At 59.5% G+C, this 13,593-nt stretch carries 15 protein-coding genes; 4 read left to right on the top strand and 11 right to left on the bottom strand.

Features of this window, described 5'->3' with window-relative positions; all coding sequences use genetic code 11:
- Positions 1-36: 36 nt before the first annotated feature.
- The gene (locus FHT29_RS13190; protein WP_168599740.1) at positions 37-729 is read right to left on the bottom strand and encodes a DUF599 family protein; all 693 of its coding nucleotides are present in this window, start codon (positions 727-729) and stop codon (positions 37-39) included.
- Between the two features lie 199 nt (positions 730-928).
- Between FHT29_RS13190 and FHT29_RS13185 the strand changes: the two genes are divergently transcribed.
- A complete protein-coding gene (locus FHT29_RS13185) occupies positions 929-2,338 on the top strand; it encodes an L-serine ammonia-lyase (RefSeq protein ID WP_047556677.1) in 1,410 nt (469 codons plus the stop codon).
- A 56-nt stretch (positions 2,339-2,394) separates the two neighbouring features.
- Positions 2,395-2,829, top strand: coding sequence for a DUF1489 family protein (locus FHT29_RS13180; protein ID WP_037202257.1), 435 nt, complete (start codon positions 2,395-2,397; stop codon positions 2,827-2,829).
- A gap of 13 nt (positions 2,830-2,842) precedes the next feature.
- Here the strand turns inward: FHT29_RS13180 and FHT29_RS13175 are convergent, their stop codons facing one another.
- From FHT29_RS13175 to FHT29_RS13145, 7 genes are all read right to left on the bottom strand, one after another.
- Positions 2,843-3,118 carry a hypothetical protein gene (locus tag FHT29_RS13175; protein WP_037202255.1) on the bottom strand — a complete coding sequence of 92 codons (276 nt, stop codon included), beginning with the start codon at positions 3,116-3,118 and terminating at the stop codon, positions 2,843-2,845.
- Between the two features lie 126 nt (positions 3,119-3,244).
- Positions 3,245-4,750, bottom strand: a complete 1,506-nt coding sequence (locus FHT29_RS13170) for a serine hydrolase (protein ID WP_080760518.1) — start codon at positions 4,748-4,750, stop codon at positions 3,245-3,247.
- Between the two features lie 117 nt (positions 4,751-4,867).
- Positions 4,868-5,638, bottom strand: coding sequence for a hypothetical protein (locus FHT29_RS13165; RefSeq protein WP_047556806.1), 771 nt, complete (start codon positions 5,636-5,638; stop codon positions 4,868-4,870).
- Positions 5,639-5,975: 337 nt separating this feature from the next.
- Entirely contained in the window at positions 5,976-6,581 is a 606-nt protein-coding gene (locus FHT29_RS13160; RefSeq protein WP_037202251.1) for a transglutaminase-like cysteine peptidase, read from the bottom strand.
- 390 nt (positions 6,582-6,971) lie between these two features.
- The gene (gene pip, locus FHT29_RS13155) at positions 6,972-7,958 is read right to left on the bottom strand and encodes a prolyl aminopeptidase (protein ID WP_047556679.1); all 987 of its coding nucleotides are present in this window, start codon (positions 7,956-7,958) and stop codon (positions 6,972-6,974) included.
- 45 nt (positions 7,959-8,003) lie between these two features.
- Positions 8,004-8,633 carry a PilZ domain-containing protein gene (locus FHT29_RS13150; protein WP_047556681.1) on the bottom strand — a complete coding sequence of 210 codons (630 nt, stop codon included), beginning with the start codon at positions 8,631-8,633 and terminating at the stop codon, positions 8,004-8,006.
- Between the two features lie 84 nt (positions 8,634-8,717).
- Positions 8,718-9,380, bottom strand: coding sequence for a PAS domain-containing protein (locus tag FHT29_RS13145; RefSeq protein WP_052212158.1), 663 nt, complete (start codon positions 9,378-9,380; stop codon positions 8,718-8,720).
- Positions 9,381-9,698: 318 nt separating this feature from the next.
- Between FHT29_RS13145 and FHT29_RS13140 the strand changes: the two genes are divergently transcribed.
- The gene (locus FHT29_RS13140; protein WP_047556683.1) at positions 9,699-10,469 is read left to right on the top strand and encodes a rhomboid family intramembrane serine protease; all 771 of its coding nucleotides are present in this window, start codon (positions 9,699-9,701) and stop codon (positions 10,467-10,469) included.
- 168 nt (positions 10,470-10,637) lie between these two features.
- A complete protein-coding gene (locus tag FHT29_RS13135; RefSeq protein WP_037202244.1) occupies positions 10,638-11,072 on the top strand; it encodes a CBS domain-containing protein in 435 nt (144 codons plus the stop codon).
- A gap of 173 nt (positions 11,073-11,245) precedes the next feature.
- Here FHT29_RS13135 and FHT29_RS13130 read toward each other — a convergent pair whose 3' ends face one another.
- The 3 genes from FHT29_RS13130 to folE form a co-directional block, all read right to left on the bottom strand.
- A complete protein-coding gene (locus tag FHT29_RS13130; protein ID WP_092573764.1) occupies positions 11,246-12,205 on the bottom strand; it encodes a patatin-like phospholipase family protein in 960 nt (319 codons plus the stop codon).
- A gap of 110 nt (positions 12,206-12,315) precedes the next feature.
- The gene (hisI, locus tag FHT29_RS13125) at positions 12,316-12,765 is read right to left on the bottom strand and encodes a phosphoribosyl-AMP cyclohydrolase (RefSeq protein ID WP_037202238.1); all 450 of its coding nucleotides are present in this window, start codon (positions 12,763-12,765) and stop codon (positions 12,316-12,318) included.
- A gap of 25 nt (positions 12,766-12,790) precedes the next feature.
- A complete protein-coding gene (gene folE, locus FHT29_RS13120) occupies positions 12,791-13,402 on the bottom strand; it encodes a GTP cyclohydrolase I FolE (RefSeq protein ID WP_037202236.1) in 612 nt (203 codons plus the stop codon).
- Positions 13,403-13,593: the final 191 nt, after the last annotated feature.

Below are 13,593 nucleotides of genomic sequence, written 5' to 3'. Positions count from 1 at the left end.
AAATCGTGGGCGCCGGTTCGAACGGACGCGGCCTTGTCATGGCACATCGCTGTCCATGATGGCCAGACGGGCGTCGGAAAAAAACTGTCGGCGGATCAGCACGATGATGATGAACATCGTCGTGACCATAAAGACATAGGGGCTGAGGAACCAGCCGAGATAACCGATCGACAGGAAGATGGCTCTCAGTCCGGCGTTGAAACTGCGCGCGGCAATGATGTTCATGCGGACGACGCGCTCGGCCGCGTGTTCGGCGCGCACGGGATCGAGAATAGCGTCCTCTCTCATCGGCAGGGAACCGAAGAGAATGGTGCAGTAATTGAACAGGCGATAGGCCCAGCCGAATTTGAAGAAGGCATAGCCGAACAGGCAGGCCAGTCCCGCCACCTTGATCTCGAAGGCGGTGCGGCCACCATTGAGAATGAAAGGCAGATCTGAGAAAAACGCGTTGACCTTGTCGGTGGCGCCGAGCAGGGCGAAGCAGCTGCCGATGGCGAAGATCGAGGTGGAGGCGAAAAAGCCGGTGCCGTTCTGCAGGCCGGACAGGATTTGCGTATCGATCATCTTCATGTCGCGGCGCAGCGAATTGTAAATCCACTCGCGCCGGCGTTCGTTCATCGCCAATGTCAGGCTGGTGCGATTGAAGAAGCGGGCGCTGCCGGTGATCCAGTTCAACGCAACCCAGAGAAAAATGAACAGGGCGAGGGCGACATAGTCGGCAGTCGTCATAAAGGCAGATTCTCCAGATCAATCCGATGTCGACTGTAGCTCAGCTCTGGCCGGGCGCAATGGCCTTCTGTTTGCCTCGCTCGATGCCTATATGTAATGTCGCTGCCATGAAATCCGATGTCGGTCGATCGCCGTGCAAGGTTGCCCCGATAGCGTAGCCTTCACCATAATCGATTTGCCGAGGAGGCACCAAAAGTCCATGTTTCTTTCCGTTTTCGACGTCTTCAAGATCGGTGTGGGACCGTCCAGCTCGCACACGATGGGGCCGATGTCCGCCGCGAATCGCTTCCTGGACCTGCTGCTGTCGAACGAGTGGCCGCGTCCGTCGTCGAACGTCCATGTCGCCTCGATCAAGGTCAGCCTGCACGGCTCGCTTGCCCATACCGGTATCGGCCACGGCACGGGCAGGGCCGTCATTCTCGGCCTGATGGGACAGCGGCCCGACAACGTCGATCCCGACCATATGGATGCCATTATAGATGAGGTCGAACGCAGCGGACGCATCACGCCGCCTGGCCATCCGGCCTACCAGTTCCAGCCCAAGACCGATCTCATCTTCGACAAGAAGGTGCCGCTGCCGGGCCATGCCAACGGCATGAGCTTCTCTGCCCTCGACAAGGATGATCGCCTGCTCGTCAAACGCATCTACTATTCCGTCGGCGGCGGCTTCGTCGTGACCGATACGGAGCTGGAACAGATGCGCGCCGACAAGAAGAAGCCGGCCGCGGCCGGCGAGCGCATCCCATTTCCCTTCGCCACCGCCAAGCAGATGCTCGAAATGGCCGAGCGCTCGGGTCTTTCGATCGCACAGATGAAGCGCGCCAACGAAGAAACGCGCATGAGCAGCGATGATCTCGATGCCGGGCTCGACCGCATATGGGCCGCGATGAGCAGCTGTATCGATCGCGGCTTGAAGGTCGACGGCATCATGCCGGGTGGCTTGAAGGTACGCCGCCGGGCTCGCGCCATCCATGACAAGCTGCAGGAGGAATGGCGCAGCAACCGCATCAATCCGCTGCTCGCCAATGACTGGCTGAGCGTCTATGCCATGGCCGTCAACGAAGAGAATGCAGCCGGCGGCCGCGTCGTCACCGCGCCGACCAACGGCGCCGCCGGCGTCATCCCGGCGACGATCCGCTATTACCAGCACTTCCACGAGGATTGGGACCGCGACGGTATCCATAACTACCTCCTGACGGCTGCCGCCGTTGGCGGCATCATCAAGCACAATGCCTCGATCTCCGGCGCCGAGGTCGGCTGTCAGGGCGAGGTGGGTTCGGCGGCCGCGATGGCGGCTGCGGGACTTGCCGCCGTCATGGGTGCCACGCCCGAGCAGATCGAAAATGCCGCGGAAATCGCTCTGGAGCATCATCTCGGCATGACCTGCGATCCCGTCGCCGGCCTCGTCCAAGTGCCCTGCATCGAGCGCAACGCGCTTGGCGCCGTCAAGGCAGTCACCGCCGCCTCGCTTGCCCTCAAAGGCGACGGCCAGCATTTCGTGCCGCTCGACGCCTGCATCGAAACCATGCGCCAGACCGGCCACGACATGAGCGAGAAGTACAAGGAGACCTCGACCGGCGGCCTTGCCGTGAATGTCGTGGAATGCTGAGTGGACGCTTGATCTAAAAGCTTGACGCTGCCGGTCAAAAGGATTTCAACGGCGTTATGGCTTTGCATCTCATCAAATTATGCGTGGGCGCGGATTCGCTCGAGGATCTGCGCGAATGGGTTTCCGAGCGGGCGATGAATGCCATTGCTGCCGGGCTGGAGCCGCACACCACGCATACCACGCGCATGGTACCGAAGCGCATCGACGACCTGCTGGATGGAGGCTCGCTTTACTGGGTGATCAAGGGGCAGGTGCAGGCGCGACAGAAGCTGCTCGGCATCGAGACCTTCACTGACGCCGAAGGCATACAGCGTTGCCGGCTTATCCTTGACCCAAGCGTCATTGAAACGACCGGTCAGCCGCGTCGCCCCTTCCAGGGCTGGCGCTATCTGCCGCAGGAGGATGTGCCGCGCGATCTCGATAGTCTCGGCGGTGTCGCTGAGCTGCCTGCCGACCTGCGGCGGGAACTTTCCGAGCTCGGCTTGCTGTAGGCACGGCGGCTGCTTAACGCAGCCGCATCAGGACCGGTGATCGACCGCTCGGCGCGGTGATGTGGATGTGAATATGTGCCTCCGGCTGCGAATAGCGCCAGGCGCGCGCGCCGTGGCAAAGCAGGATGCCGATTAGGTCTTTCGTCTTGTTGCGTGAACGCGAGCGGCTGAGACCCAGGTCCGCCAAACGCATCGCCGCCTCATGCAACGGATGAAGAGCAAAGCTCTTCGGTTTCATCTTGCCCGCGCCATCGAGCGAGAAACCGGGAAAGTTCTCGTTCACTGCCATTTCAAGTCCCCGTACACGTTACAAACTCAGGGCCGGCCCCATGGACATCCGGGACCGGAAGGTCAGGCATCAAGAGAAACCCGACCGATCTTCAAGCAATGCGGCATGAAAACTCAGGCCGCACCTCTATTCCATACTCGCCCAGCACTTTACGCCAGCCCGCTTGAGAGCCTTGCAGGCGTTGATTGCCGAGTTCTGATCATCGAAACCACCGAAGCGCGCGCGATAGCCGCCGTCGAAGGCGACCGTATAGGGCTTCGCCGAGCGCAATGCCTTGCCGCCCTTGCTTCTGGCTGCATCGAGGAGATCGCTTGCACCATCCTTGCTGGAAGAAACGCCGATCTGCACAACCCAGCCGGTCGGGTCACGCTCAGCCTTGCTTGCCTTTGCTACCTTCTCGGCTTTTTCCGCCTTGTCAGCCCGTTGCAGCTTGACGATCTTCGTATCGGCCTTGGACGTCGACGCCGTCGTGACGGTATCGACCTCGTCCTCATCGCCGTCATCTGAAGGCGTAATGGAAGCAACCTCGTCGGAGGCGGCGCGTTGGGCCGGCTTGGCCGCGAGCAATGGATTGACGGATTTGGGCGCTATCGCCGCAAAAGCTGCCGCGCTGGATGGCTGTTGAGTATCGACGACTTCCGCGGTCTCATCGTTCTTGATCTTTGCGCGGTTGATGTCCGCCATGCGGGCGCTTGCGGCCTGAACATTCGGCGTCGTCGCTGGCGTCTGCGCGATGACATTCGAAGCAATGTGCCTTGTCGATGCCTGCGGCAGATATTCCGCGATCAGCTTGCGCATCTGATTGTCGCGGGCGGGCGTCGAAGCACCGCCCAAGACGACGCCGACGATGGAGCGTCCGTCCACTTTCACCGAAGTCGCGAGGTTGTAGCCTGCGGCACGCGTATAGCCCGTCTTGATGCCATCGACACCGCGAACCGAGCCGATCAGATGATTGTGACCGGGTATGACGCGATTGCCGAACCGAAAGCTCGTCTCGGAAAAGAAGCCGTAATACTGCGGGAAATGTTCGCGCAGGGCAATGCCAAGGCGCGCCTGATCGCGTGCCGTCGTCATCTGCGCCGTGTTCGGCAGGCCGTTGGGATTGCGATAGGTCGTGCGTGTCATGCCGAGCGCACGCGCCTTGTCGTTCATCATGCGGGCAAAGCCTTCCTCCGAGCCGCCAAGCATCTCGCCGAGCGCCATTGCGGCGTCATTGGCTGATTTGGTGACGATGCCGAGGATCGCATCGCGAACGGTCACCGACCGGCCGGCGCCAACGCCGAGCTTCGTCGGAGCCTGAGCGGCGGCGTTCCTGGAAAAGACGACCGGCGTGTCCAGAGTGATCCGTCCGGCTTCCAGCGCCTCAAAGGTCAGGTAGACCGTCATCATCTTGGTCAGCGAGGCGGGATAGTGAAGCGTATCAGCATTTTCGCTGTAGAGAATATTGCCAGTATTCGCATCGATAACGATGCCCGCATATCTCGGGCCACCGGCTGCATTGGCATCCACGGTCACGGTGACCGTTGCTGTCGCGATCGCAAATCCAAGGAACATTCTCGCCAGAATCTTACCGGACTGAGACGACGATGCGGGAAGGTTTGATCTGGACACTAAATCACTCTCTGCTTGCATTTACATTCTCGATTATCCGGTCGCCGCCTCCAGAAACGCCCGTTGCGTTCTAGACTAAGGGCCTAGCGTTACCAATCGGTTTATGATGAACAGTTGGTTTCAGGTTTTCGCGCCATTTTAGCGACCGCCCACAGATGGAGTTCCGGCGCCCGCGACATCCTCAAGACGCGCCTTCACGAAGCTTTGGACGGCAGTATCCATGCTGTGCCAGTCCCCAAGCTGGTTACTTGAAAAACGGTAGAGAACGCTCAGATCCTTGCCGACTTTCACGTCTCTCTGACAATCGCCACTGGTTGCCAGGGCAGGCGAAGCGGGCAGGATGCAGCGCACGACATAATCAGGCTCGCCCGCGCGTGGCGCTGTCAGGAGCACTTCGCCGTTATAGCCTGCGTCGGCACGCAGTCGATGCGCCGCCAGACCGTAGGGGCCGGCATAGGCCTCGCCTTCGATCAGGTGCGAATAGATCGGCTCCAGGCGACCCGACATGTCCCGCGACATCGTGCTCTGGCTAAGCTGCAGGAAAATCAGCGAGGATGACTGGGAAATGTCGTCGAAGCGCAGCCGATCGGCGGCGCTATATCCCTGCATCTGCGGCCATGTGAGGTAAAGATCGACGCGTTCGGCCGCTCCGTCTACTCGCTCGCTCGGGAAACGGATGGTGTTGGCTGCGAGGTGCAGCGTGTCCTCGCCGATCGTTACCGCAATGGCCTTGGTCTCGGTCGTATGGCCGGCCAGCGAGATTTTCTCGCCGAGCCAATGACCGCCGACGGATATGGCGACAGTGAGGGCGGCCAGGAGGGCAGCGCCTGATGTAAGCCTACAGACGAGACCGCTCGAGATCAGCGGCCGTTCGTCAACCACAGAGGTGTGTGACAGGGGAGAAGCCATGCTCTTGCCTTCATTTGCTTCCGCCTCGGTAGCCATCGTCGATGGCAAAACCGCTGCGGCACCAGACCTTTGGTGAGTCTTGTCAGGAAAATGTTTGGCGCCACAGTGGTTAATGAAGGATTAAAAGTGCATCGGCAACCAATCTATTGTCGTGCCGGCTCGCTGAAATTATTCGCTTTCGCTTTGCAAGGGATGCGCCAATAACGAAAAGAGCCGTTCCCGGGACAGCGGGAACGGCTCAGAGGCGCCGGCCTGGACAGAAATCAGGGGACGAGACCGGGCCTCTGATCGTGATCACCGGCGCTAGGTCGCCGACGATCGGATATGGTGTGTAGGCTCACTTCAGACTGCCGACTGCGACGGCGCGGCCGTCCTGTATCTTGACCCAGCGGGCCGGATTGTCAGCCGACTGGCGCTTGAGGAAGGTGTATTCGGTCTCCGACCAGAGCTTTACCGTGTTGCGCATGTTGTCGAGAACGAAATCGCCGCGGTCGGTGCGAACGGTCAGAACGGCATGGCCTTCGCCATTCGGCTGCAGCACGACGGTCATGAGCAGGTCGGACGGGGAAAAGCCGGCATCGATCAGCTGCTTGCGCTTCAGCAATGCGAAATCCTCGCAGTCGCCGGCGGTGGTCGGGATCGCCCATTTTTCCTCGACGCCGTAGAGTTCCATATCGGTCATCGGCTTGATCGTCGTGTTGACGGTGTAGTTGATCTTCAGGATCGCCTTCCAGCTGTCCTGGGAGAGGAGGATCGGACCGGCGTCGCCGCCGGCATAGGCGCACTCCCGCGGGTTCTCCTTGCAGAACTCGTAGTGACCGATCGGGGGCGCGGCGTCACCGGTAATCGTCATGTTGGCAGGTGCGGCCTGAGCAAAGCCGAAGAAGCCGAGAGTGGCGAGCGCCAATGCGGCGCAGCCGCGAAGTACGAATTGAAAGTTCATGTCCCTGTCCCTGTTCTTATTGGGACCAGAATGACACGCATGCTTTTATCCGGCGCAAAATTACGCAGTCAAATTAAGGACTTAGTTTATTCAAATCCGGAGAAAATTTTCATAAAACAAGCGGAAAACTTGAATCAAGTTTTCGGCGAATTTGATTAGAATTTGAGTGTTTTCGGTATTGGCTCGCGCTCGGAAAATCGCAGTATCGAACTGTTTTGAAATGATTTCCGGTCGGCTGAATTCTTAACAGCCACACGTCGGTTCGGTCAAAAATAGCGCCGTGGCGAGACGAAAAGCTTCCACCGGAACGTCAACGGAATGCCCATGACAGGGGAAATCGCCTTGGACTGTCTCATTTTGGGAAAACAGGCGCGAAAAATTTTTGAACTTTTATTTTGAGCCGAGGGCTCGAAGCGCATCGGTCGCCTCGACAATGACAGCCGCCATTTCTGCTGTCGCGGGCGAGTGGGCGGCGTTGGGAACGATGACCAGCTGCGCTGCTGGCCAAGCCTGTGACAATTCCCACGCGGTAACCACAGGCGCCTCGAGATCCAGACGTCCATGGATCATCGTGCATGGGATACCGGCGAGCCGATGGATGTCACGCAGGATCTGCCGATCCTCCAGCCAGGCCCGATGATGGAAGTAGTGCGTTATAATGCGCGCCCGTGCTGTCAGATAGCGCGGGTCGGACCAGCGCGCGGACAGGGTCGCGCGAGGGTCGACCAGGATCGAGGCGGCCTCCCATTCGTGCCAATCGTCCGCCGCTCTCGCGTGAACGGCCGGATCCGGATCAATCAATAGGCGATAATAGACCGCGACCAGATCGCCGTCGCGCGCCTCCTCCGGCACTGCCGCACGAAAGCGCGACCACTCCTCGGGAAAGAAGCGACCAAGCCCACGGTAGAGCCAGTCGATTTCGGATTGCCGCGTCATGGTGATGCCGACGAGCAGCATGGAGTCCACGCGCTCCGGATGGGTTTCGGCGTAGACGAGGGCGAGCGTGCACCCCCAGGAATTGCCGAATACGATCCAGCGCTCTATGCCGAGCAGCAGTCTCAACCGCTCGATATCGGCAACCGAATGCCATGTCGTATTGGCCGATAGATCGATGCTCGGTTCGGACGCATGCGGGAAACTTTCGCCGCAGCCGCGCTGGTCGAACTGAATGATCCTGTAATATTGCGGATCGAAATAACGCCGCGCTCCCGCGGAGCTACCGGATCCGGGCCCTCCATGCAGGATGACGACAGGCATGCCCTGTGGATTGCCGGATTGCATCCAGAAGATCCGCTGGCCGTCGCCGACCTCAAGCAGACCCTGATCATATGGGATTATTTCCGGATAGAGCATCTCGTGCCGTCGAGCGTGAAACATAGACGCCGCTATTTCCGGGCGCTGCGTGACAGGAGGATGACAGTATCAGAGGAATTCGCGCAAGGTCTCGCGCGATTGCAGGGAGAGGAACTCGATCGCGACGCCCTCCATGAAGTGACGGATGACACGGCCGCGCATGTTGCCGAGGCGCACCGGCGTGCCGATGGTCGGGCGGATTTCGATGTCCACGGCAGCACCCGACAGCGAAAGATCCATGATGCGGCAGATATGGACTGTGCCGTCATCCAGTGTCAGTTCGCTGGTCGTATTGCGCGGCATCAGTCGATCGTGACGACGATCTTCCGGCAGGCCGAGCTCGTGCTTGTTGGCAAGCCAGGTCAACTGCGCCGCCAGTTTCTCGCGCTTGCGCTCGGTCGCATTGATCGACATGCTGAAGCCGCGGCCGTCGATCGCAACAACATTGCCTTCGACACGGCCGAGATGATCGATGTAGGCGATGACGCGCTCAGCGGCGCGTGGGCGGCCGAGACAAGTGACATACATGTCGCCGGGCGACATCTCCGTCACCAGGCATTCGTATTCCTCGTAACTAGCCAGCATCAGGCGACCCTGCATGTTGATCGGAACCCGCTGGAAGGTCCGCTGATCGTTGCGAAGGGCATTGCCTGCCGTCTGATTTGACCGTGTCGCGTGGACCGGCTGGAACGAATGCATGGAAAAGCTTCTCGAACCGATTGCGTCTTCTGCAGTTATTAGCCGAAACTTCTTAAGGTAAGGTTGTCTTTCCTAAGACGTAGCTTAGAGACCACGACCGAATCTGTCTCGCGATGGATCAATCTTGCTTTGTTCGCCGTCATTCAATGCGAGATTCAACTTCCGACGCATCCATTCGCCGAGACCGGCACTTTCCTGAACCGGCAGGAGATCGACCGGATCCGGATGGGGCGGCGCATCCACGAGGCGGGCAGGGCGCTCGTAAAGCAGGCGGCTGCGGTCGAGCGCCAGGAAATCCAGATGCTCGTTGCCGAGCCATGTCGAACGAGCGGTCGGCGTCAGGCATCCCAGCAACCTGTCGCAGATATCGCCGGATGTGCGCAGCGGCATCAATACCATCTCGAAAGTCATGCTGCGGCCGCTGACGCTGTAGCCGGTGGCATTGATCAAGGCGGGGACGACATGCGTCATCACGCCGGCGGCAATACGAACCGGATCGTCTTGCTGGCTTCCTGCCCATAAAGCGGCAAAATTCTCGCCGCGGATCTCGCGTCCCATGAGGCTGCAGATTGTAGTGCCGGCCAAGCGGAAGCGCGGATTGTCATCCGAAGTGTTCTCCAGGATGAACAGTTCGGGCAGGATACGGCTAACCGCCGATGGCTGTATCAAATTGCGCAGCGGGGCATCCGCATCGCCGCGGACCTGCTCCCAGTAGGTAAATATTTCGGTGCTCGTCTTCTGGCGCATAATGCGTCCGTGTCCCATTTTGGTTCGAATACTACGGCATTCATTGCCTTCACCTCAGACGTAGCGAATTCCATGCCAGGGCCGGGTTGTTAGGGTTAACAAGTGGTTTCGATTGCCTTTGGCGACAATGAATGAAAGGAATTGCTCATCACTTCACGCAGGTGACCATCAGCACCAACTATCCCGGGCGTGGGATAGGCCTTTTCAGGCCAGTCCCTGAGAGAAACGCCCGATACGCCGTCCACAACGTTGGACGGCTTTTTTTTGATTCCTGCTGTGCTATGTGTCGACTTCATCTATGGAAAAGCAGAGCAAGACATGGACGATGAACAGCTGCCGCGCCAAGAACCTGAAGATCCGCGGCCGCAACAGCGCGTCCCGGCCTTCAACCTGCCTCCGGTCATTCTGGCAAGTCTGGCCGTCCTGATCATCGTCTTTGCAGTCATGAACCTGCCATGGTGGTCCGACGAAACGCTGAACTGGCTCTACTTCACGTTCAGCTTCATTCCCGCCCGCTATGCGTTTCCGCTGTCGCAGCAGGGCCTGGAATGGCTCTGGACCCCCGTGACCTACTCGCTGCTGCACGGCGGGATCGAGCACATCGTCTTCAACAGCCTATGGCTGATGGTCTTCGCGGCGCCGGTGGCGCGGCGCATCGGCGGCACGCGCTACGTGATTTTCTGGATCCTCTCGTCCGCCGCCTCGGCCTTCATGCATGCCGCTCTCTACTGGGGCGACCAGACGCTGCTGATCGGGGCATCCGGGGTCGTCTCGGCACTCATGGGAGCGGCTTGCCGCTTCGCATTTCCCGCCATGGATGGCCGTCGCCTCCCCATGCGGGAGGCACATCTGAACCCGCGCCTCACCATTCTCGACTCACTGCGAAGCCGCACTGTCGTTGCCTATATCGTCATGTGGGTCGCCGGTAACGCACTTGTCGCCTTCGGCATCACGCTTGCCGGAGACAGCTCGCAGCCGGTGGCCTGGGACGCCCATATCGGCGGCTTTCTCTTCGGGTTTCTGCTCTTTTCACTGTTCGATCGGCAGCCATCCATTGAAGTGCATGAACCCGCGCCCTTCGATGAATGAAGCTGTTGCTTTCTTGCCTCCGCGGGCGCACCATTCCTACGTATCGGTGGGAAGGTGGAGGAGACCTTCTCTGCCGATGAGCAGAGCGCCGCTTTGAAATCCGGGGGGTGATTTCGGAACATATCGGACGCTTGAGTGTTCACTGTGCTTTCGAGATGGGAGGATTGAATGTCTGTTTCCGTAAAGGCCATACTTGACGCCAAAGGCCGCGATGTCGTGACCACCGGGGGTAATACGACGCTTGCCGAGGCTGCCAAGATTCTCAATGAGAAGCGTATCGGTGCAATCGTCGTCACCGCCATGGGCGGCAAGATTTCCGGTATCTTCACGGAGCGGGATGTCGTCAATGCGGTTGCCAAGCATGGCTCAGAATGCCTCGACAAGCCGATCGCATCGCTGATGACCGCGAAGGTGCATCGCTGCAAGGAAGACACCACGACCGACGAGCTGATGGAGCTGATGACGCAACGTCGTTTCCGCCATGTCCCCGTCGAAGAGAAGGGTAAGCTTTCCGGCATTATCTCGATCGGTGACGTCGTCAAATGGCGCATCCGTGAGATCGAGCTCGAGGCCGAGCAGATCAAGGCTTATATCGCTGGGTGAGGTCGAGGAACGGCTCGACCCAGCCGAAGCAATCGACCCAGTGGGTCGATTGCAGCGACGAACGCGCTGAGCTCAAAGAGAAGCGCCGGATCGTGCGGCATCTACCGAACCCTCTTGTGCACCCTTGGCCGAAAGAGGCTCCGAACAGACGTCCACCTTTTGCAATTTACGCCCTACCGGGCATAGGCTTCCTGCATGCGCCGGATTTCCGTCAATCTCGCCAATGTTTCCTCGTAGCCGCGTTCTATCGCCTCGCCGGCACGATGAAATTCGGAGAGGCCGATATCGCTAAGCCGGGGATGCAGCGCAAGATCGGGCGGATCGCCGGCAAGACGCGCGCGCGCAATTCTATCCTGTATGATGTTGAAAGCCTGCACCATGACGCCGGTCATGCCGAGTCTCATGGCGGGAGTGTCTTCGCGTCGCAGCAGATCGCCATTGGGCGAGGCGACACTGTGCTTGACCACGGCGGAGCGGCCGAAAAGATCGTAATGCAGGTTTACGCCGACCACGAGCGGCTGTTCATATGTGCGGCACACCGAAACCGGCACAGGATTGACCAAAGCGCCGTCGACCAGGGTGCGGCCGTTGGAGCGCACCGGCTCGAAAATGCCGGGCAGGGCGTATGACGCCCGCAGCGCAGTAATGAGGGAGCCGTGCGCAATCCAAACTTCGTGGCCGGTGTTGAGTTCCGAAGCGACGGCGACGAAAGGATGATCCAGATCCTCGATCGATAGGCCTTCGAGATGTTCCTGCATGCGCTTGGTCAACCGCATGCCGCCGAACAGGCCACTACCACCAATGGTCAGGTCGAGAAGGCTCGCGATGCGACGCATGGTCAGCGAACGGGCGAAAGCCTCCAGTTCGTCAAGCTTGCCGGCAAGATAACAGCCGCCGACCAACGCGCCGATCGACGTGCCGGCGATCATGCCGACTGCGATTCCCGCTTCGTCCAGGGCGCGCAATACGCCGATATGCGCCCAGCCGCGCGCGGCGCCGCCCCCGAGTGCGAGCGCAATCTTGACCTTCTTGGGAGGAGCGGGAGCGACAAGCGGATTGGACGTATCGTTGGAAGTACCTGAACCGTTCCAGTTCTGTCCGCCGTTCTGACGATTCAACCCCCAATTCAGCATTTAAAGCCTCCTCCGAGGCTTATATGCCTCTTGCTAAAATACTGTCCCTTTTTCGTTTCCAAATCGTATATCCGGCCGTTGCTTCTGGGACGACGTGCCATCGATTGGGCTTACTGTTTGTAGACTTCGCTCGGATCGAAATGCAGGTGATCATCGACCACGTTCAGCATCGGCTTCCCGTCCTCGAGTTCGACCGTCCGATAGAAGCAGGAACGGCGCCCAGTATGACACGTTGCGTCGTGACCGGCGACCTCCACTTTCAGCCAGATGGCATCCTGATCACAATCGGTACGGATTTCCTTCACAGCCTGCAAATTTCCGGAGGTTTCGCCCTTTTTCCAGATTTTGCCGCGGGAGCGGCTGAAATAATGCGCCGTTCCCGTCTTGATCGTCAGAGCGAGCGCCTCGGCATTCATATGCGCGACCATCAGGAGCTCACCGTCATGCGCGTCGGTCACGATCGCGGTGATCAGGCCGCGATCGTCGAAACGGGGCGTGAAATCGCCGGCGTCTTCGAGCTCGGACTTGTCTTCGGAAGGCGCATTGAAAATCAGATTCATCTCCGGCTCTTTCGTTGAAGCGCGGTTAGCGTCCCCGGACCATCGACATGAAACGAACCTGCTCAGCCGGATCAGCCTTGAAGGCGCCGGTAAAGGTCGTAGTCAGCGTCGACGAACCCTGCTTCTGCACGCCACGCATCGCCATGCACATGTGCTCGGCATCGATCATGACGGCAACACCGCGTGGGCGGAGCGTCTCGTCGATCGCATTGGCGATCTGCGCGGTCATGGCTTCCTGCGTCTGCAGCCTGCGCCCGAAGATCTCGACGACACGGGCGATCTTCGACAGGCCGAGCACGCGGCCGTTCGGCAGATAGGCGACATGCGCCTTGCCGATGATCGGTACCATGTGGTGTTCGCAATGCGAGAAGAACGGAATGTCGCGCACGAGAACGATGTCGTCATAGCCGGCAACCTCTTCAAAGGTGCGGCCGAGCACATCCTCGGGGTTCATGTCGTAGCCGGCGAAAAGCTCGCGATAGGCCTTGGCGACGCGTTCGGGCGTATCGAGGAGACCCTCGCGCCGCGGATCGTCGCCGGCCCAGCGAAGCAGGACGCGGACTGCGTCTTCGGCTTCCTTCTGCGAAGGACGTTCGGATTCAACGACTTGCGGAAAGTTCTTTACAATGGCGTCCATTACCTGTGGATCTCCTGACCCGCTACGCGGATATCATCTTGTCGGACTCGCCACTGGCATTCCCCGAGACACGGAGATTGTGTACCTTTGGCGGGCTCCGGGGCGTTCTGGCTGGCGGACAAGCCTGCCGTCCTGCACGGTTTCCCATCAAACTTACAGAAGACCATTGCATTTCGATGGTCTTCGAACGA

This window comes from Rhizobium sp. SG741, assembly GCF_012275435.1.
GTDB classification, from domain to species: Bacteria; Pseudomonadota; Alphaproteobacteria; order Rhizobiales; family Rhizobiaceae; genus Rhizobium; species Rhizobium lusitanum.
Note: the sequence above shows the minus strand (reverse complement) of the source record. Positions and strands in the feature narration are given on the sequence as shown.

Bases quoted from the DNA above. Each gene is read 5' to 3' on its own strand.
- FHT29_RS13190 (WP_168599740.1), bottom strand. From the start codon at position 729: ATGACGACTGCCGACTATGTCGCCCTCGCCCTGTTCATTTTTCTCTGG.
- FHT29_RS13185 (WP_047556677.1), top strand. From the start codon at position 929: ATGTTTCTTTCCGTTTTCGACGTCTTCAAGATCGGTGTGGGACCGTCC.
- FHT29_RS13180 (WP_037202257.1), top strand. From the start codon at position 2,395: ATGGCTTTGCATCTCATCAAATTATGCGTGGGCGCGGATTCGCTCGAG.
- FHT29_RS13175 (WP_037202255.1), bottom strand. From the start codon at position 3,118: ATGGCAGTGAACGAGAACTTTCCCGGTTTCTCGCTCGATGGCGCGGGC.
- FHT29_RS13170 (WP_080760518.1), bottom strand. From the start codon at position 4,750: ATGCAAGCAGAGAGTGATTTAGTGTCCAGATCAAACCTTCCCGCATCG.
- FHT29_RS13165 (WP_047556806.1), bottom strand. From the start codon at position 5,638: ATGGCTTCTCCCCTGTCACACACCTCTGTGGTTGACGAACGGCCGCTG.
- FHT29_RS13160 (WP_037202251.1), bottom strand. From the start codon at position 6,581: ATGAACTTTCAATTCGTACTTCGCGGCTGCGCCGCATTGGCGCTCGCC.
- pip (WP_047556679.1), bottom strand. From the start codon at position 7,958: ATGTTTCACGCTCGACGGCACGAGATGCTCTATCCGGAAATAATCCCA.
- FHT29_RS13150 (WP_047556681.1), bottom strand. From the start codon at position 8,633: ATGCATTCGTTCCAGCCGGTCCACGCGACACGGTCAAATCAGACGGCA.
- FHT29_RS13145 (WP_052212158.1), bottom strand. From the start codon at position 9,380: ATGCGCCAGAAGACGAGCACCGAAATATTTACCTACTGGGAGCAGGTC.
- FHT29_RS13140 (WP_047556683.1), top strand. From the start codon at position 9,699: ATGGACGATGAACAGCTGCCGCGCCAAGAACCTGAAGATCCGCGGCCG.
- FHT29_RS13135 (WP_037202244.1), top strand. From the start codon at position 10,638: ATGTCTGTTTCCGTAAAGGCCATACTTGACGCCAAAGGCCGCGATGTC.
- FHT29_RS13130 (WP_092573764.1), bottom strand. From the start codon at position 12,205: ATGCTGAATTGGGGGTTGAATCGTCAGAACGGCGGACAGAACTGGAAC.
- hisI (WP_037202238.1), bottom strand. From the start codon at position 12,765: ATGAATCTGATTTTCAATGCGCCTTCCGAAGACAAGTCCGAGCTCGAA.
- folE (WP_037202236.1), bottom strand. From the start codon at position 13,402: ATGGACGCCATTGTAAAGAACTTTCCGCAAGTCGTTGAATCCGAACGT.